This is a genomic window from Pararhizobium sp., from assembly GCF_035497515.1.
Lineage (GTDB): Bacteria > Pseudomonadota > Alphaproteobacteria > Rhizobiales > Rhizobiaceae > Pararhizobium.
The window spans coordinates 54097-71621 of the sequence record NZ_DATJDJ010000211.1 but is presented as its reverse complement, the minus strand read 5'-3'; the positions used below and the strand labels follow the sequence as shown (position 1 = coordinate 71621).

21 protein-coding genes are annotated in these 17525 nt (G+C 60.3%); 12 read left to right on the top strand and 9 right to left on the bottom strand.

Annotated features, from left to right (window positions below; all coding sequences use genetic code 11):
- Positions 1-141: 141 nt before the first annotated feature.
- Together VL202_RS22190 and VL202_RS22185 are read left to right on the top strand one after the other, a co-directional pair.
- The gene (locus VL202_RS22190; RefSeq protein WP_325466226.1) at positions 142-387 is read left to right on the top strand and encodes a type II toxin-antitoxin system prevent-host-death family antitoxin; all 246 of its coding nucleotides are present in this window, start codon (positions 142-144) and stop codon (positions 385-387) included.
- Positions 384-797, top strand: a complete 414-nt coding sequence (locus VL202_RS22185; RefSeq protein WP_325466225.1) for a type II toxin-antitoxin system VapC family toxin — start codon at positions 384-386, stop codon at positions 795-797. Before VL202_RS22190 ends, VL202_RS22185 begins: the two co-directional genes overlap by 4 nt.
- A gap of 12 nt (positions 798-809) precedes the next feature.
- On the opposite strand, the gene VL202_RS22180 is transcribed toward VL202_RS22185, so the two are convergent.
- Genes VL202_RS22180 through VL202_RS22170 form a run of 3 tightly spaced genes read right to left on the bottom strand, consistent with a single transcriptional unit; the run spans position 810 to position 3992 of the window.
- The gene (locus VL202_RS22180; protein WP_325466224.1) at positions 810-1631 is read right to left on the bottom strand and encodes a transglutaminase family protein; all 822 of its coding nucleotides are present in this window, start codon (positions 1629-1631) and stop codon (positions 810-812) included.
- 21 nt (positions 1632-1652) lie between these two features.
- Positions 1653-2591 (bottom strand): alpha-E domain-containing protein, encoded by a 939-nt coding sequence (locus VL202_RS22175; RefSeq protein ID WP_325466223.1) that lies wholly within the window; start codon positions 2589-2591, stop codon positions 1653-1655.
- Positions 2592-2597: 6 nt separating this feature from the next.
- Positions 2598-3992: a circularly permuted type 2 ATP-grasp protein gene (locus tag VL202_RS22170; RefSeq protein ID WP_325466246.1), complete on the bottom strand. Its 1395-nt coding sequence runs from the start codon at positions 3990-3992 to the stop codon at positions 2598-2600.
- Positions 3993-4349: 357 nt separating this feature from the next.
- On the opposite strand from VL202_RS22170, the gene VL202_RS22165 reads away from it, so the two are divergent.
- A complete protein-coding gene (locus VL202_RS22165) occupies positions 4350-5240 on the top strand; it encodes a DMT family transporter (protein WP_325466222.1) in 891 nt (296 codons plus the stop codon).
- Between the two features lie 48 nt (positions 5241-5288).
- On the opposite strand, the gene VL202_RS22160 is transcribed toward VL202_RS22165, so the two are convergent.
- From VL202_RS22160 to VL202_RS22150, 3 genes are all read right to left on the bottom strand, one after another.
- On the bottom strand, positions 5289-5519 hold the full coding sequence (locus tag VL202_RS22160; protein ID WP_325466221.1) for a hypothetical protein: 231 nt from the start codon (positions 5517-5519) through the stop codon (positions 5289-5291).
- Between the two features lie 156 nt (positions 5520-5675).
- Positions 5676-7214, bottom strand: a complete 1539-nt coding sequence (locus VL202_RS22155; protein ID WP_325466245.1) for a DEAD/DEAH box helicase — start codon at positions 7212-7214, stop codon at positions 5676-5678.
- 298 nt (positions 7215-7512) lie between these two features.
- Positions 7513-8613, bottom strand: a complete 1101-nt coding sequence (locus VL202_RS22150) for a DNA alkylation repair protein (protein ID WP_325466220.1) — start codon at positions 8611-8613, stop codon at positions 7513-7515.
- A 238-nt stretch (positions 8614-8851) separates the two neighbouring features.
- Here VL202_RS22150 and VL202_RS22145 point away from each other — a divergent pair, with 238 nt between their 5' ends.
- Positions 8852-9298, top strand: coding sequence for a host attachment protein (locus VL202_RS22145; RefSeq protein WP_325466219.1), 447 nt, complete (start codon positions 8852-8854; stop codon positions 9296-9298).
- Positions 9299-9305: 7 nt separating this feature from the next.
- Here VL202_RS22145 and VL202_RS22140 read toward each other — a convergent pair whose 3' ends face one another.
- Complete coding sequence (locus tag VL202_RS22140) at positions 9306-10892, bottom strand: trimethylamine methyltransferase family protein (RefSeq protein WP_325466218.1); 1587 nt, start codon at positions 10890-10892, stop codon at positions 9306-9308.
- A 114-nt stretch (positions 10893-11006) separates the two neighbouring features.
- Complete coding sequence (gene mnmD, locus VL202_RS22135; protein ID WP_414692927.1) at positions 11007-11756, bottom strand: tRNA (5-methylaminomethyl-2-thiouridine)(34)-methyltransferase MnmD; 750 nt, start codon at positions 11754-11756, stop codon at positions 11007-11009.
- Between the two features lie 38 nt (positions 11757-11794).
- Here mnmD and VL202_RS22130 point away from each other — a divergent pair, with 38 nt between their 5' ends.
- Positions 11795-12934: an FAD-dependent oxidoreductase gene (locus VL202_RS22130; protein WP_325466217.1), complete on the top strand. Its 1140-nt coding sequence runs from the start codon at positions 11795-11797 to the stop codon at positions 12932-12934.
- Positions 12935-13005: 71 nt separating this feature from the next.
- Here VL202_RS22130 and VL202_RS22125 read toward each other — a convergent pair whose 3' ends face one another.
- On the bottom strand, positions 13006-13395 hold the full coding sequence (locus VL202_RS22125) for a PRC-barrel domain-containing protein (protein WP_325466216.1): 390 nt from the start codon (positions 13393-13395) through the stop codon (positions 13006-13008).
- A gap of 175 nt (positions 13396-13570) precedes the next feature.
- Between VL202_RS22125 and VL202_RS22120 the strand changes: the two genes are divergently transcribed.
- The 7 genes from VL202_RS22120 to VL202_RS22090 all read left to right on the top strand — a co-directional run bounded on the left by VL202_RS22120 (position 13571) and on the right by VL202_RS22090 (position 17525).
- On the top strand, positions 13571-14377 hold the full coding sequence (locus VL202_RS22120; protein WP_325466215.1) for a DUF1045 domain-containing protein: 807 nt from the start codon (positions 13571-13573) through the stop codon (positions 14375-14377).
- A 130-nt stretch (positions 14378-14507) separates the two neighbouring features.
- On the top strand, positions 14508-15437 hold the full coding sequence (puuE, locus tag VL202_RS22115) for an allantoinase PuuE (protein WP_325466214.1): 930 nt from the start codon (positions 14508-14510) through the stop codon (positions 15435-15437).
- Positions 15437-15940 (top strand): 2-oxo-4-hydroxy-4-carboxy-5-ureidoimidazoline decarboxylase, encoded by a 504-nt coding sequence (gene uraD, locus VL202_RS22110; protein ID WP_325466213.1) that lies wholly within the window; start codon positions 15437-15439, stop codon positions 15938-15940. Before puuE ends, uraD begins: the two co-directional genes overlap by 1 nt.
- A gap of 42 nt (positions 15941-15982) precedes the next feature.
- Entirely contained in the window at positions 15983-16480 is a 498-nt protein-coding gene (locus VL202_RS22105) for an ureidoglycolate lyase (protein ID WP_325466212.1), read from the top strand.
- A gap of 13 nt (positions 16481-16493) precedes the next feature.
- The gene (gene uraH, locus VL202_RS22100) at positions 16494-16856 is read left to right on the top strand and encodes a hydroxyisourate hydrolase (RefSeq protein ID WP_325466211.1); all 363 of its coding nucleotides are present in this window, start codon (positions 16494-16496) and stop codon (positions 16854-16856) included.
- 92 nt (positions 16857-16948) lie between these two features.
- The gene (locus VL202_RS22095; protein WP_325466210.1) at positions 16949-17251 is read left to right on the top strand and encodes a type II toxin-antitoxin system RelE/ParE family toxin; all 303 of its coding nucleotides are present in this window, start codon (positions 16949-16951) and stop codon (positions 17249-17251) included.
- Positions 17241-17525 (top strand): addiction module antidote protein, encoded by a 285-nt coding sequence (locus tag VL202_RS22090; RefSeq protein ID WP_325466209.1) that lies wholly within the window; start codon positions 17241-17243, stop codon positions 17523-17525. The genes VL202_RS22095 and VL202_RS22090 overlap by 11 nt, the downstream gene beginning before the upstream one ends.

The following is a 17525-nucleotide window of genomic DNA, read 5'->3' as shown; positions in this document are numbered from 1 at the left end:
GGCTTTTTGCGAGGTCTGAATTGAACGAAGAGGCGGGGTGCGAACCCCGCCTCTTCGTATTCTCGACAGTGGTTGCTCAGAGTCTTCCCATTGGAACGATGAGAGATTATATTCATGTCCATCTGTACAGGAGATATGGACATGAGTGAAAAGACTGTTGGTGCGGCCGAGTTCAAGGCCAATTGTCTCAACCTCATCGAGAAAATGGCGAATGATGGCGAACCGATCGTCGTTACCAAACGGGGAACTCCGATTGCGCTAGTTTCTCCAATTCGAGGCGCTGCTGAACCTGCAAGCATCATCGGAGCCATGAGGGGAAGTGTGTCTGCCTATGAAAATCCGTTCTCCGCGGCAACCGACGCCACCGATTGGGACGCGGGTCGTTGATTCTGCTCGATACCCATGTCCTCGTCTGGGCCGTTCATGATGATGTTCGGCTGGGGAAAAAGGCTCGTGCAATCATAGAAGAGTGCACGCGCAACAGCCGCATTCTGATTTCAGCAATCACGCCTTGGGAGATCGCAATGTTGACCGAGAAAGAGAGGCTTGTTCTCGGCGATGATGTCGGTCGATGGATTGATCGGGTGCTGGCGCTGCCGGGTATCTCGCTTGCGGCGCTCGAACCTCAGATATCGATTGGCAGCGTCCGGCTCCCCGGAGAATTTCACCCGGATCCTGCGGACAGGATCATCGTCGCGACAGCGCGGTTTCATCAAGTGCCGTTGATGACGGCGGACCAGGCCATTCTTGATTATGGCGCAAAGGGTCACGTCGCCACCTTTGACGCTGCGTCATGACTCACGGGTAGGTTACTGGCTCTGGGTCTGGCTCTGCCCCTGCTGCTCGACCGTGACGGCCACCTTCAGCGCTTCTGTCGCGGAACCGTGGACCAGGCCGGAGATCGGGGCGGCATCGCGATAGTCCAACCCGCAGGCGATCCGGACATAACGGTCGTCCGGGCACATCTTGTTGGCGGCATCGAACCCCACCCAGCCGAGACCATTGAGGTGGACTTCGGCCCAGGCGTGGCTTGCCGTTTGCTCCGGCTGGTCTTCCATCATCAGGTAGCCGGACACATAGCGGGCGGGCAGGCCGAGCGTGCGGGCGGCGGCGATCATGATATGGGCGTGGTCCTGGCAGACGCCGCTCTTTTGCACCAGCGCCTGTTCGGCGGTTGTTTCCGTTCCGGTTTCGCCTTGCCGGTATTCCACCGTGTCGGCGATCGTTTCCATCAGCGCGTGCATCTTGGCAAGGTCGGTATCGCCGGCCATCGCCTTGGCGAGGTTGCGGATCGGCTTGCTCATCCTGGTCAGCGGCGTTTCGCGCAGGTAGAGCCAGAGCGGCGCATAGGCCTGGTGGGCGCCGTAGACCCCGGCCTTGTCTTCCGTCTCGACCTCGCCGGTTGCGATGATGCGGATAGAGGTCTGGTCGCCATTGACGCTGACAAGGTTGACGCGGTTGCCGAAGTGGTCGTCATAGCCCACCTCCATCTTGGCGCCCTCGACGGATGTCTCCCAACTGATGACGGTCTGCCCCGGCTGCGTCAGTGGGGTCAGGCGCAGGCGCTGCAGCGAATATTGCACCGGCTCGCCATAGGTATATTCGGTGGTGTGGCTGATCTTCAGACGCATCGGTCTCTCCCCATCCGAATCTCAGTTGAACCGGTAGCCATCTGAGATTTCCTGTCCCAGACGGTTGTTGTGGCTGATGAAATTCTCGATATATTCGTGCAGGCCCTGGTCCATCACATCCTTGATCGAGTGGCTGCGCAGCGAGGAGAGGGTCTCCTCCGCCGTCGCATGGGCCGCATGGCTCTCGCCATATTCGCGCGCGAGATAGCCCAGATTGCTGACGATCTTCTCGTAGCAATAGGCAAGCGAGCGCGGCATGCGTCCGTTGAGAATCAGGAAGTCTGCGATATTCGACGGCTTGTATTCCGCCTCGTAGACCCAGCCATAGGAACGATGCGCCGAGACGGAGCGCAGGATCGATTCCCACTGGACGTTGTCGATCGAGGAGCCGACCTGCGACACCGCCGGCAGCAGCACGTAATATTTCACGTCGAGGATGCGCGCCGTATTGTCGGCCCGTTCGATGAACGTGCCGATGCGCGAGAAGTTGAAGATCTCGTTGCGCAGCATCGTTCCGTGGAAGGCGCCTCGGATCAGGCCAGTCTTGCGCTTGATGGCGTCGATCACTTCCGGCAGGTCGGCGGCCTTGACGCGGCGGGCGATCATGGTCTTGAGATCCAGCCAGCATTCGTTGGTGGCTTCCCAGGTTTCACGCGTCAGCGCGGTGCGGACCATGCGGGCATTGTTGCGGCCGGCATCGATGCAGGACATGACGCTCGACGGGTTGGAGCGGTCGCGCAGCAGGAAGTCGATGGCGTCGGCGCTGGTCAGCTTTTCGTAGAGATCGTCATAGATGTCGCGGACACCCGAGCTCTGCAGGACGCCGTCCCAGTCGTCTTCGGTCGCTTCCGAGCGCGTCAGCGACATGCGCAGGCCGGCATCGATCAGGCGAGCGCTGTTTTCGGCGCGCTCGATGTAGCGGAACATCCAGTAGAGGCCGTTGGCGGTTCTTCCAAGCATCTCGTATCAGTCCTCCAGAACCCAGGTATCCTTGGTGCCACCGCCCTGGCTGGAATTCACCACCAGCGAGCCGGCCTTCAGGGCCACGCGGGTCAGTCCACCCGGTATGATCTGCACCTTGTCTGAGACGAGGACATAAGGGCGCAGATCCACATGGCGTGGAGCGATGCCCTTGTTGACGAGGATCGGCACTGTCGAAAGAGAAAGTGTCGGCTGGGCGATATAGTTGGCCGGACGCGCCTTGAGCTTTTCGGCAAACAGCGCCCGTTCCTTTTTCGAGGCTGTCGGCCCGACCAGCATGCCGTAGCCGCCGGACCCGTGTACTTCCTTGACGACGAGGTCGGCGAGGTTTTCGAGAACGTATTTCAGGCTGCCGGCCTCCGAACAGCGCCATGTCGGCACGTTCTCGAGCAGGGCCTTGCGGCCTGTGTAGAACTCGACGATTTCCGGCATGTAGGAATAGATCGCCTTGTCGTCGCAGATGCCGGTGCCTGGTGCGTTGGCGATGGTGACGTTGCCAGCGCGGTAGACATCCATGATGCCGGGAATGCCGAGAGCCGATTCCGGCTTGAATGTCAGCGGATCCAGATAGTCGTCGTCGACGCGGCGGTAGAGCACGTCGATCGCCTCATAGCCGCGCGTGGTGCGCATCTTCACCTTGCCGTCGATGACGCGAAGATCCGATCCTTCGACGAGTTCGACGCCCATCATGTCGGCGAGGAAGGCGTGTTCGTAATAGGCGGAATTGTAGATGCCGGGCGTCAGCACGGCGACGCGCGGCTTGCCTTCGCAGCCGGGAGGCGCAAGCGAGGCGAGACTGTGGCGCAAAAGGTAGGGATAGTTCTCGACCGGGCGCACACGGTTCTGATGGAAGAGTTCCGGGAACATCTGCATCATCGTCTCACGGTTTTCCAGCATGTAGCTGACACCGGACGGCGTGCGGGCATTGTCTTCCAGGACGTAGAACTGGTCTTCGCCGGTGCGCACGATGTCCGTGCCGACGATATGGGTATAGACACCGCCCGGCGGACGGAAGCCGATCATCTGCGGCAGGAAGGCGACATTGCGCTCGATCAGTTCGCGGGGGACGCGGCCGGCCTTGATGATTTCCTGCTTGTGGTAGATGTCGTCGAGAAAGGCATTCAGCGCGATAACCCGCTGTTCGATGCCCTGTGCCAGCTTGCGCCATTCGCGCCCGGAGATGATGCGCGGTATCAGGTCGAAGGGGATAAGCTTTTCGGCGCTGTCTGCGTGTCCGTAGACCGCGAAAGTGATGCCCGTCTTGCGGAAGATATTCTCGGCGTCTTTTGATTTTGCAATCAGGCGGGCCCGGTCCTGGCTGGCGTACCAATCATTATAAGTCGAGTAAGGCTGGCGCGGGCTATTGTCCGCATTCATCATTTCGTCAAATGCCAACGGTGTGATCCCCTTTTTTGTTATTTGAGTACAACAACAGGGGCAATGCAAGAACCATGCACGTTTCAGGGCAAAAGAAATTCCGGTGTAAGATCGCCGCTTTTTTGAGCCAAGATCGACCTTTCTGCCGACTTATGCTGCAGGTCGAGGGGATTTTCCGCGAAGTACGTCGTATGTCCTTGAACGCGAAAGCCAGTGTCCGTTAGAGGCATCATTTTTGCCTGTTTTATGGGCGGTTATCCTGCCGGCCCGTGAAGATAAATATCAGGAATTTTGTTTTGACCATCAACGGCGGGCGCTCTATCGCAGTCTCCGATCACGATACCCTATCAGGAACCCCATATGACCCTCGACCGCCTGGCCCCGGCCATTTTCGTCATGCTCTGGTCGACCGGATGGGTGATCGCGAAGTATGCGGATCTCTACGCCGATCCGCTGACATTCCTGGTGCTGCGTTACCTCGTGGCGACGCTGCTGTTCATCGGCTTCTGCGTTGTGACCGGCGCGGCATGGCCGAAGACCTGGACGGCGGCCGGGCATGCGATCGTGTCGGGCATCTTTCTGCACGGCCTTTATCTCGGCGCCGTCTGGTGGTGCATCGGGCAGGGCGTGCCGGCGGCGATCTCCGGCATCATTGCAGGGCTGCAGCCGCTGATGACGGCCGCCGTCGCTCCGGCCTTGCTGGGTGAAAACCTGTCGGGCCAGCAGAAGATCGGGCTGGTTCTCGGCTTTCTCGGTATCGGCCTCGCGGTCCTGCCCAAGGTCCTGGCGATCGACACCGGGGCAACGCCGATCCACCTCTTTCCGGTCGTCGTCAATGTCATCGGCATGGCGGCGGTTACCTATGGCACCATCTACCAGAAGCGGCATTTGCAGGAGGGAGACATCCGTTCGACAGCTGCCCTGCAATATATCGGTGCACTGATCGTCACCCTTCCGGCCGCGCTTCTTCTGGAGGATATGCGCGTCGTCTGGAGCGTCCAACTTTTCGCCGCCTTGGGATGGGCGGTGTTGGGCCTGTCCATGGGGGCGATCATCCTGCTGCTCTATCTTATCCAAAGAGGACAGGTGTCACGCGCCGCATCGCTGATCTACCTGGTGCCGCCACTTGCCGCCGTGCAAGCCTGGCTGTTTTTCGATGAGACCCTGACGCTGCCGATGATCATCGGAACGTTCATCGCGGTGGCCGGCGTCTACCTCACCAACCGCAAGCCCGCAGCCGCCCTCACATGAGCGCGGCGGGCGGGCTGACGTAAATCATTTGAATGGGGGATGGTTCGTTCAGGCGGTTGCGCCGTGAGCCGGACCTTCTTCCTTCACCTCGCGCGGCGTCGGCGTGGTGATGACGCCGTGATTGGGATCATGCACGTCCTGGCCCTTCGAGCCATCGGCCGCCTTCGGAAGTTCACGGGCCTTGCTGCTGCGTTGGGTGTCGCGCAGGCTGGTTGCTTCATCGATCAGGGCGGTCAGTTCGTCTTCGGAGAAGTCGGAAAGGTCAAACGTCTTGGCCATGATGGTCTCCTTTGGTGCGTTGATCTCAGGGGATAAACGCACGACGTCCGAAATCGACCAAGGCAATGGGCAATTTTTTCAAAGGGGAGACGAAACGCAAAACGGCGGGATTTTCATCCCGCCGTTTGTCTTCAACAACAATGTCTTCGATAAGGCTTATGCCTCATCGCGGCGCTGGCCGTTGGCGCGCTTGCGCTGGCCCTGTGCGCCGGCGCCTGCTGCCGCTTCGCGGGGCTGACCGCCACCATGGTTGCGGTTTCGCCATTCGCCCTGCTTCTGGCCGGGACGTCCGTTGCGGTTGCCGCCGGGACGCTTGGCAAGCGCCTGTTCGTGGGCTGCCTGCGCGGCCGGGCCCTGGCCCTTGCGGTGCTGCTTCTTTGGCTCGCCGGTTACCAGCAGATCGTCGCCGGCAAACGGGCTTGGTGCGGTGCGCTCGGTACGATGCACGTTATCGCTGCCGCCCTGCGGACGCGGACGACGCTCATTGTGGCCATTGCCGGCCGGGCGCGCTGCATTGCCGGCGCCATTGCCGCCACGGCCACCCTTCGGGCGGGCGCGGTCGGCTGGAACTTCGCCGCTGGCAACAGCGATGTCGATGTTCATCAGGCGCTCGATATCACGCAGCAGGCGGATTTCGTCCGGTGCGCAGAAGGCGATCGCGATGCCGTCGCGACCGGCACGGGCGGTGCGGCCGATACGGTGAACGTAGGCTTCCGCGACTTCCGGCAGGTCGTAGTTGTAAACGTGGGTGACGCCGGGGATGTCGATGCCGCGGGCAGCAACGTCAGTGGCGACGAGAACACGGGTTTCGCCGTCACGGAAGGCCTTCAGAGCGCGCTCGCGCTGGCCCTGGCTCTTGTTGCCGTGGATCGAGGCGACGGAGAAGCCGACATGGTCCAGATGCTTCATCAGCTTTTCGGCACCATGCTTGGTGCGCGAAAAGACCATGGCGCGGCCATCGGGGTTTTCAGTCAGCGTCTTCTTCAGGATTTCGGTCTTCTGGCTGGCACCCTGGACGAAGTGAACAAACTGCTCGACCTTGTCGGCAGCCTTGCCGGCAGGCGAAACTTCGACGCGCTTCGGGTTGCTCAGATATTCAGCCGACAGGTCGGCGATCGCCTTCGGCATGGTGGCCGAGAACAGAAGCGTCTGGCGGTTCTTTGGAACCAGCTTGGAGATCTTGCGCAGATCATGGATGAAGCCGAGATCCAGCATCTGGTCGGCCTCGTCGAGGACGAGGTAGCGGGCCTGCGTCAGCGTCACGGCCTTGCGGGCGATAAGGTCGAGAAGACGGCCGGGTGTTGCGACGAGAATGTCGACGCCGCGGGACAACTGCTCGGACTGCTTGTTGATCGATGCACCGCCGACGACGAGGCCGATCTTGATCGGGGTCTTCTTGACGAAGTCCTTCAGATTGGCGGCGATCTGGTTCACCAGTTCGCGGGTCGGAGCGAGAACCAGGGCGCGGATGTTGCGCGGGTCGGGACGCTTGCCGTCAGCCATCATCTTTTCGATCATCGGCAGGCCGAAAGCGGCGGTCTTGCCGGTGCCGGTCTGGGCGAGACCGATGAGGTCATGGCCTTCCATGACAAGCGGAATAGCGTGAGCCTGAATCGGCGTCGGCGTTTCGAACCCGAGGGAGGAGAGGGTCGAAAGCACGTGCTCGGAGAGGCCAAGGTCTTTGAAAGTGGTCAATGTCATGCCTTTTCGGGGGCGCAAAACGAATAGCGCCGGAACTGCACCATGCGGTTCCGGTTTCGCTTCGCGTCAAGAACCCCGCGTGATTTGGGAACTTGTGGGTTGATTAAGCTGTCTGCGCTGCATTTTGCCACGGTTGGCAAAACATTCCTGGATGCGCTTATCCTTCGTTACGGATCGGTTGATCCCGCAGGGCTCGCTCACGCGGCGACCGGAAGGTGACGCTGCGCTTCATGTCGTTGTTTTGCCGTCAAAAGTCAAGGGATAGTTTTTGCAGATGCGAAGAGAAGCACCTTCAACCCATTGTCAGTGTGAAATCGCCGCCAGCCAGAACCGTGCCGTTGACGATCACCTCGATGCGGTGGCCACCCGGATAGTATTGCCGTGTGGTGATCGCCCGCATGGCGTGGCTGCGCATCAGATCGACGGTTTCGCCGGGCTTCAGCGTCAGGTTTTTCCACTTGAACACCTTCGGCACCAGGCCGCCATTGGCTTTGCGATGATGGATCGCATAGTCGATCATCAGTTGCTGCGATGCGGCATCATCATTGGTGACGGACAAAGAGAGGGCGAGTGCGCCGCCGAATTTGATGATATCCGTGTCGATCGTCAGGGCAGCACGAATGCCGGAACTCGGGGCAAAGCCGAAATTGGCGAGCGCGGCTGCGTCGCCCTTCTTCAAAAGGGTGCGCGAGGCATGCCGCAGCAATTGCCGCCGTTCGACCGAAGCATCACCAATATGCTGGCCGACGAAGGCGGCGACGAGGGCAGGGTGATCCTTGGCGATGTCGTTCAGGCTGTTGGCGACGGAGCGGCGGACATAGTCCTCGGGGTCGTCGAGCAGGGCGGTGAGAATCGGCAGGATCGGTTGCGGATCGCGCATCAGGGCGGGCAGGCGCATGGCCCAGGGCAGACGTGGCCTTGTGCCTTCGCTGGCAAGCCGGCGGACGTGATGATTGGCATCGAAAACCCAGTTTCCAATCGTCCTCAGTGCTTGTTCCTGGTCGGCATGGATGAAAGGGCGAATCCCGAACTCGGCGGTGAAATGCGGCGTCAGGTCTTTCAGCAGTTCCAGCGACAGATCGAAATGGCCCAGCCCGTTCTGTGCCACGAACTGGCTAACCGGCAGCAAAGCCCAGCCGGTGATCCCGGCGCGACCGTCTTGCGGCAGGCTGGCGGACAGGATCGTCGCAGCCTTTTCGAAATCGTCCGGCAGGGTTTCGCCAAGTGCACCGCGTATCTGCAAGGCGCGCTGCATCAATTCCAACTGTTGCATGTCACGGCTTGCCTGCTCGACGAACCGATCCGCGTCGAAATCGACGGCCTGTCTCGCGATATGCGCGGCCATCGATTTGACGAGATCCGGATGGAGCAGATTTTTCAGTGGTTCAGGCATGGCGCCGGTCCTGAGTTTGAGTCCATCAGATCATATCCGCAGTTTGTCGTGGAGTGTAGTTGACGCGCCGTGCCGGGTTCGGCTTTTTCGATTTCCGCGACTATTTCGGGAACCTTCCATTTCGATGCGGCGTTGGTCTTTTCGCGTCGCTCACCGCCGGTGAGAGACGATGGCGTTCGTTCCGGTGCCGCCGGTGCCGGGATCATTGAACGCCGAGGTTATGCTCGAGGAGACAAAAATGACCACGACATGGATTCTTGCCGCCGACGGAAATCAGGCCCGTCTTCTCAAGGGCGTGAACTTTCTCAAGGATGGACCTCAAAGCCCCGAGCAGGAAATTTTTCAGCTGGAACCCAAGCGTGTTCAGGACATCATGGCCGACAAGCCGGGCCGCAGCCATTCGTCGAACGGGAAGGGACGATCGGCCATGGAATATTCCAGCGATCCGGTGCGCGAGGAGCAGCAGCGATTCACGGCGGAAATCGCCAGCAAGATCGATGGCTATGAGCAGGAGGGCGCCTTCGACCGCCTTGTCGTCTGCGCCGCGCCCCAAACCCTCGGTGACCTGCGTTCCATGTTGTCGACGGCGACGCGCGCAAAGACGACGGTGGAAATCAGCAGGGATTACAGCAAGATGTCGACGGACAAGCTTATTTCGTCGGTTCGTGCTGCCATGACAAACTGATCCTTCATCAGAAGTCCGTCGGAACGCCACCTTCTGCTTTCCGGCGGGCAACGAAGGCATCGAGTTCTTCCTCGACTGCGGGGTCGAGCAGCGGTTTTTCGTATTCGTTCAGCTTGTCCTTGAACACGCGATTGGCGTGATCATAGGTCGTCGGCCGTCCGGCTTCCGTCCATGTCTCGAAGTTGCGCCAGTCCGACAGGATCGGTGAGTAGAACGCTGTCTCGTAGCGGGCGAGCGTGTGGGCGGTGCCGAAATAATGGCCGCCGGGACCAACGTCGCGTACAGCGTCGAGACCGAGCGCGTCCTCGCTGACATCCAGCGGCGTCAGGAATTCCGCCACCATCTGCAGCATATCGACATCAAGGATGAATTTCTCGAAGGATGCGGTCAGGCCGCCTTCGCTCCAGCCGGCGGAATGCATGATGAAATTGCCGCCGCCCTGTGTCAGCGCCCAGAGCGACAGCGCCGATTCGTAAGCCGCCTGCGCGTCCAGCGTATTGGAGGCATTGGTGTTGGAGGTGCGGTAGGGAATGCCGTAGCGTCGGGCCAATTGTCCGCCGGCAATCACGGCTTTCATATATTCCGGCGTTCCAAAGGCGGGCGCACCAGTCTTCATGTCGACGTTCGACGTGAAACCGCCGTACATGACCGGGGCGCCGCGGCGGACCATCTGGGTGAAGGCGATACCCGCGAGTGCCTCGGCATTCTGCTGAACAACGGCTCCGGCGATGGTGACGGGCGCCATGGCACCCGCCAGCGTGAACGGCGTGACGACGACGACCTGGTTGCGCGACGACATCTCGATGATGCCTTGCAGCATCGGCCCATCGAGGCGCAGCGGCGAGGAGGTGTTGATGATGGTAAAGAGCGACGGTTCTCGCTCCATCTGCTCGGCGGTGATGCCGCGACCGATGCGGGCGATTTCCAGCGCGTCGATATTGCGCTGCTGGCCGAGCGAATAACAATGGAATACCTTGTCGGTCAGCTTCACCATGTCCGACAGGCAGTCGAGATGGCGCACCGAGGCGTGGATGTCGATCGGCTCGACCGGATAGCCGCCGGTCGTGTGGATGATGTCGTAGGATTGTGCCAGCTTCACCAGCTTGCGGTAGTCCTCCTGGTTGCCTGCGCGGCGACCGCCTTCACGATCGGCGACGAAGGGAGCGGAGGCGATCTGCGCGAAGACGAGATTGTTGCCGCCGATTCGGACGTCGCGGATCGGATTGCGCGCGTGCATCGTGAAGCCGGACGGAACCGACGAGATCATGTCCATGATCAGGCAGCGATCGAAACGGACCCGATCGGTGCCGGGCGTCACATCGGCGCCGGCTGCCTTCATGCGCTCCCGCGCTTCCGGCAAGATGACGTCCATGCCGATTTCCTCGAGAATGATCAGCGAGGCGTCGTGGATGGCTTCGAGCGCTTCCTCCGTCAGGACTGTGGATTTCGCGATCGTGTTGACGAGGTTGAGATATTTCGAACTGCCGGCGCTTTTGCGCGAGCGTTCCGCCCCGCGCCCGCCGGTTCGGCGGCGACGCTCGACCGGCGCATCGGTATCGCCTTGGGGGACTTGCGGGAATTCATTCTCACTCATGGCTTTTCCATCATCCTGGACAGAAGTGCATGTTGCAGATTCGACGTCGAATATGCGCCACCGTTTGCGACAGCAAAAATCCCTGGGAGAGAAGGCTGTTTTTCGGGCTGGCTTTTACGCGACGCCGGATGACGATTTCACGCCGCCGAGCATTTCCCGCTTGCTGCCAAATCCCTTCCTTCGCTCGACGGCAAAGCCCGCGGCCTGCAGATTGCGGCGAACGAAACCGGCTGCGGCATAGGTGGAGAAGGTGCCGCCCTCGACCGTCTTGTCGTGGACGCGTCGCATCAGCGCTGCCGACCACATATCCGGGTTGCGCCGGGGCGCAAAGCCGTCGAGATACCAGGCGTCGAAATGCGGCGCGAAACCCTCGATTTCGTCGAAGGCATTGCCGCAAGCGACGGTGAGGCGGAGGTTGCCGGAGAAATCGAGAGTGACGCGGCCCGCAGGCGATTTCGGCCAGGCATCGCATAGCGCCTGCCGCTCGGAGGCGATTTCCGGCCAGCGCGACAGGGCCTTGCCGATGTCGCCGGCCTGCATGGGAAACCGTTCGAACGAGACGTAGTGCAGCCTGCCGGCCGGCGTTCGCGTGTCCTTCCACTGCCGCCATGTTTCACAGAAGTTCAGACCGGTGCCGAAACCAAGTTCGCCGATGGTGAAATCCGGTTGCCGCGTCCAGCGTTGCGGCAGGCCATTGCCTCCGAGAAAGACATGGCCGCATTCCAGCCGCCCATCCTCGCGGCAATAAAAATGATCGCCAAATTCCTGCGAATAGGGCATATCGCCGTCGTTCCATTCGAGCGTCGACCGACCGGGGATGTCAGCTTCGGGCGCAGACGCAATATCTGGGTGTTCGGTGGACATACCGAACCGATAATCTCCACGTCCGGGAAGGTCAATCGATGACGGATCTGTTGATCGTCGGCGGCGGCATCATGGGGCTCTGGGCGGCCGTGAAGGCCGAGCGGGCCGGGTTGAAGACAATCCTGATCGAGAAGGACCGGATCGGGGCGGGCGCCAGCGGCGGCGTGCTGGGCGCGTTGATGCCGTACATGCCGGATCGCTGGGATGACAAGAAGCAGTTCCAGTTCGATGCCCTGGTCTCGTTGGAAACGGAAATCGCCGGACTGGAGGCGCAGACAGGATTGTCGGCCGGTTATCGCCGGTCCGGGCGGCTCATTCCCCTGCCCAAGCCGCACTTGCGCACGATCGCGCTTCGCCACGAACAGGATGCCTTGGCCAACTGGCGCGCCGGCGACCGGCAGTTTTTCTGGCATGTACGTGACAATTCCACGCTGGTCGGTTGGCCGCAGGGCAAGGCGATGGCAAGCGGCGTCGTGCTCGATACGTTGGCTGGTCGCGTCAATCCGCGAGGGATGTTGGCGGTGCTTGCAACCCATCTTCACGGTTCGAGCCTTGTCCGGATTGATGAAGGGAGAGAGTTGCTTGATCTCGATCCAGTTGCAGGGCGGGCGTTCCTTGCCGATGGAGAAATGCTTTCCTTCGGGGCCTGCATTCTTGCTGCCGGCGTTCAATCCTTTGCGCAACTCGACACGCTGGAAACGGCAGACGCATTCCCGACCGGTGTTGCGGTCAAGGGCCAGGCAGCCGTTTTAAAGGCCGATATCGATCCCTCCTTCCCGGTGATCTTCCTGGACGGCCTCTATGTGATCCCGCACGACAACGGCTTGGTGGCCATTGGCAGCACCAGCGAGAACAGTTTCTCCGATCCCCGATCGACGGATGAGCAACTGGAAAGCCTCCTCGACCGGGCGAGGGGCGTTGTGCCCCTGCTTCGTGATGCGCCGGTTGTCGAACGCTGGGCCGGGTTGCGCCCGAAAGCGATCGGTCGTGACCCGATGGTCGGGCGTCATCCGGATTTTGAAAAGCTCCATGTTTTGACGGGTGGTTTCAAGATCAGTTTTGGCCTTGCACATCGGCTGGCCGAAAGCGTCATCGGTGAAATCATCGGTCGCACAGACACAGCACTGCCGGAATCGTTTCGCTGCCGCCAGCATTTTTCGCTATCGAAAAAATCCTGAACGCAAAACCCCGAAATTGGAGCTCCAACTTCGGGGGGCAGTTTCATAGCAGGGCTTCCTGCGCGGGATGGTCACATCCAATAGGGCGGGACGCCGTAATAGTCGTAGATGCGGCGACCGTTTTCCTTGTTCCAGTTGTATTCTTCGTCACTGTGATATTTCGGCGCATGTTCGACCTGCTCGCGGGTCACGTCGGTGCGGTAACCGCCAAGGTTTTCGTCATAGCTCAGCTTGCTCCAAGGCAGGGGATAATGATCCTCGCCGATACCCAGAAAGCCGCCGAAGCCGAGAACGGCGTAGGAGACGCGACCGCTGTGCTTTTCGAGGATCACGCGCTCGATCGAACCGATATGCTTGCCATCCGGGCCGTAAACGCTGGTGCCTTCGACCTTGTCGCTGGCGATCAGGTCATGGGTTTCCCGGATATCGGCGTCCTGGAAATTGCTGGTCTGGTAAGTCATTGTTTTTCTCCTCGCTGTGTTCCCAGATTAAAACGAGGCAGAGCGCTGTTGGTTCCCGCAACTTCGATTGACGATTGCAATCTGTGATCTATTTCTTGCCACTCCGACTTCGTCATTCTGTCACGCAAATCGCTTAACTCCGGCGTAGATTTGAAGTTGGAACGGAGCGAGCCCGATGCGGTACGCAATCTATTACACGCCGTCGATGGTCGACCCGCTGTCGGTCGCCGCAGCAAGCTGGCTTGGCCGCAACGTCTATTCGGGCGAAGCGCCGGAAACACCGATGGTCGCCGGTTTCAGCCGGCAGGAACTGGCCTTTCACACCGCCGTGCCGCGCCGCTACGGATTTCATGGCACGATCAAGGCCCCCTTCCGCCTGCATCCGGATACCGATGAAGCAGCGCTGCTTAAAGCCTTGATGCATTTTGCCGGCACCATGACGCCGTTTGAAATTCCGCGCATGGAAATCGCGCGGCTGGGCGAGTTCTTTGGCCTCGCTCCGTCGGTGCCGTGCGAGCAGATGAATCATCTGGCGGCGTCGGTCGTTCAGGCATTCGATACGTTCCGCGCGCCGCTGAGCGATCTGGAAATCGAGCGGCGGAATCCCGACCATTTGACCGCGCCGCAGTTTTCAAATCTGCATCGCTGGGGATATCCCTATGTCATGGACGAGTTCCGTTTCCACATGATGTTGACAGGCCCCATCCATCCAAAGCTGAACACACGCTTTGAAACCGCCCTGCGTGATTTCTTCACGCCGGTTCTGGTCGATCCGCTGACAATTTCCAGCCTCGCTTTGTTCGTCGAGCAGGAGCCCGGCGCGCCGTTGAGGGTCCATTCGCAGCATCCGCTCGGCAAGCTTTCAGCCCATCGGCCGGTGTCGGGTGGTGTGCGGACGATGGCAGCGGCGGTTTCGAACGGCCCGCATATTTCGGAAAGCAGGGCCACCTTGGCGGCGCGGCGCCTGCAGACCAGTTGCTAGCGACTGGCGCGGGGAACCACTCCCGACGCGTGCGAATTTTCACGTCAGGACAGGCCGTGATTTTCGCCATTTTCACCTCGACTTTCCGATCTCGGGTGCTACCGTTCCTGCGCATTCGAAGGGTGATTTGATGGTGGAACAATCCTATCCGCGTGATCTCGTCGGCTATGGCCGCAATCTTCCGGAGATCCGCTGGCCGGGCGATGCACGCATCGCCGTGCAGTTCGTGGTCAATTATGAAGAGGGCGGCGAAAGCTCGATCCTCGACGGTGACAAGGCGTCGGAAATGCTGTTGTCGGAGATCGTCGGCGCGCAGGCCTGGCCGGGCCAGCGCAATCTCAACATGGAATCGATCTACGAATATGGTTCTCGTGCCGGCTTCTGGCGGCTCTGGCGCCTGTTCACCAGCCGCAATGTCGATGTCACCGTCTATGGCGTCACGCTTGCGATGGCCCGCAATCCGGAAGCGGTCGCCGCGATGAAGGAGGCGGGCTGGGAAATCGCCAGCCACGGTTATCGCTGGCTGGAATACAAGGATTTCTCCGAGGAGGAAGAGCGCCATCACATCCGCGAGGCCGTTCGCCTGCACACGGAATTGACCGGCTCGCATCCGCTCGGCCTGTATCAGGGCAAGCCGTCGGCCAACACGCTGAAGCTGGTGCTGGAGGAGGGTGGTTTCGTCTATTCCTCGGACAGCTATGCCGACGAACTGCCCTATTGGGTGCCGGGTCTGACCCGGGACAAGCCGCACCTGATCATTCCCTACACGCTGGATGCCAACGACATGCGCTTTGCAACGCCGCAGGGGTTCAATTCCGGCGAGCAGTTCTTCACCTATCTCAAGGACACGTTCGACGTGCTCTACGCCGAGGGCAAGGAAGGCAGCCCGAAGATGATGAATGTCGGCCTGCATTGCCGCATCGTCGGCCGGCCCGGACGGGCAGCGGCGCTGGCGCGGTTCGTCGATTATGTGCTGAGCCACGAGAAGGTGTGGATCCCCAAGCGCATCGATATCGCCCGGCACTGGCATGAGCATCACAAACCTGAAGGAGGTCTCTGATGGACAAGGCGGCCCGTTTCGTCGAACGTTTCGGCGGCATTTTCGAGCATTCTCCCTGGGTGGCGGAGCGTGCCGTTGCCAACGATCCCCACGTCAATCTCACCTCGGATGCCGTGCACGAAGCTCTCGTCGCCGCGTTTCGTGGCGCAAGCCACGCCGAGCGTCTTGCCGTTCTGCGGGCGCATCCTGACCTTGCCGGAAAGCTGGCCGTCGCGGGGGAGTTGACCGAGGATTCAAAGGCCGAGCAGGCCGGTGCGGGGTTGGACCGGCTGACGCCCTCCGAACATCGTCGTTTCACCGATTTGAACAGCGCCTATACCGGCAAATTCGGCTTTCCCTTCATCATCGCGGTCAAGGGATTGGGCAAGGACGATATTCTCTCCGCCTTCGAGACCCGGCTTGACAACACGCAGCAACAGGAATTTGAAACGGCCACGAAACAGGTCGAAAAGATCGCGCTGCTGCGGCTGCGCGCCATGCTGCCCGGAGAAGACAATGCCTGAAATGAAATCGTCGCGACCTCGTCACGCGGAGCAACCGCGTTGATGGCCCGCATTCTGACGATTGAACCGCTGACGCAGGCCGCCTTTGCTCCCTTCGGTACTGTCATCGAGGCTGACCCGGCATGCATGCGGCTGATCAATGGCGGTACGACGGAGCGCTTTCATGCGCTCGGAGCGGCTGATGTCATCGGTGAAGGCGGCCGCGTGATCATCAACATCTTCCGTGGCCAGCCGCGCCGCTTTCCCTACAGCCTCGACATGATGGAACGCCATCCGCTGGGCTCGCAGAGCTTTTCGCCGATCGGCGGTGGCGCCTGGCTCGCGATCGTGGCGTCGGACGAGGCCGGAAAACCGGGCCTGCCGCGGGTTTTTCTGGCGACCGGCGCGCAGGGCGTGAACTATGGACGCAATGTCTGGCATCACCCGCTGATGTCGGTGGATGCCGTCAGCGATTTTCTGGTTGTCGATCGCGAAGGGCCGGGCAACAATCTGGAAGAAGTCTTCTACGACGAGCCTTTCGTCATTCCCTATCCTTTGTAAAAGCGAGATTTCCATGAGCCCATCCGGCCGGCTGACAACCCATGTCCTCGATACCGCTCTTGGAAAACCGGCTGTGGGCTTGAAGATCGACCTGTTCCGGCTCGATGGCGAGGAACGAACATTATTGCGCTCCGTCGTCACCAACAGCGATGGCCGCGTCGATGGTCCGATGCTGGACGGCGATGCTTTTGCTGCCGGAACCTACGAATTGCTGTTCCATGCCGGCGATTATCTGCGCGCCGCTGGCGCGGTGCTGCCGGATCCGGCCTTTCTCGATCTGATCCCGCTGCGCTTCGGCATTGCGGATGCCGGCAGCCACTATCATGTGCCGTTGCTGCTATCGCCTTTCAGCTATTCGACTTATCGAGGGAGTTGAGGGCGCGGTGCAAAACTGGGGTGGCAGGTCATTCGGATATACCAAACTTGTGAATTGTAGTTCACGGTTATCGCTGTAGACTGGGCTCAAGAATGGAAGTGCGTCAGACTTTAATCTTCCGCAACTGGCTTGACGGGCTCAAGGATATAAGAGCCAGAACGCGGATTGCGCAGCGTATCGTGCGTTTGCAGGCGGGCCTGTTCGGAGACGCGAAGTTTTTCGAAGGCATCGGCGAGCTTCGTATCGATCATGGCCCCGGCTACCGCGTCTACTTTGTCCAACGCGGCGCCGTCCTCGTCATCCTTCTTTGTGGCGGCGATAAAAGTACGCAAGACAAAGATATCAGAAGGGCCAAGGCGATGGTGGACGATCTGGATTTTGACAATGGCAATTGAAACACTGCCGTTTGATGCGGCCGAATACATCGATACACCGGAAGCGCAGGCCGAACTTCTCAGCGACGCGTTTGAAAGCGGTGACGCCGGCTATATTGCTGCCGCGCTGGGTGTCGTCGCCCGTGCAAAGGGGATGACCCAGGTTGCGAAAGACGCGGGCGTAACGCGCGAGGCGCTTTACAAAGCTTTGAGCACGGGGGGAGACCCCAAGCTTTCAACCCTTCTCGGCGTGATCAAGGCTCTTGGCGTCAACCTTACGGTCACTCCAGCATAA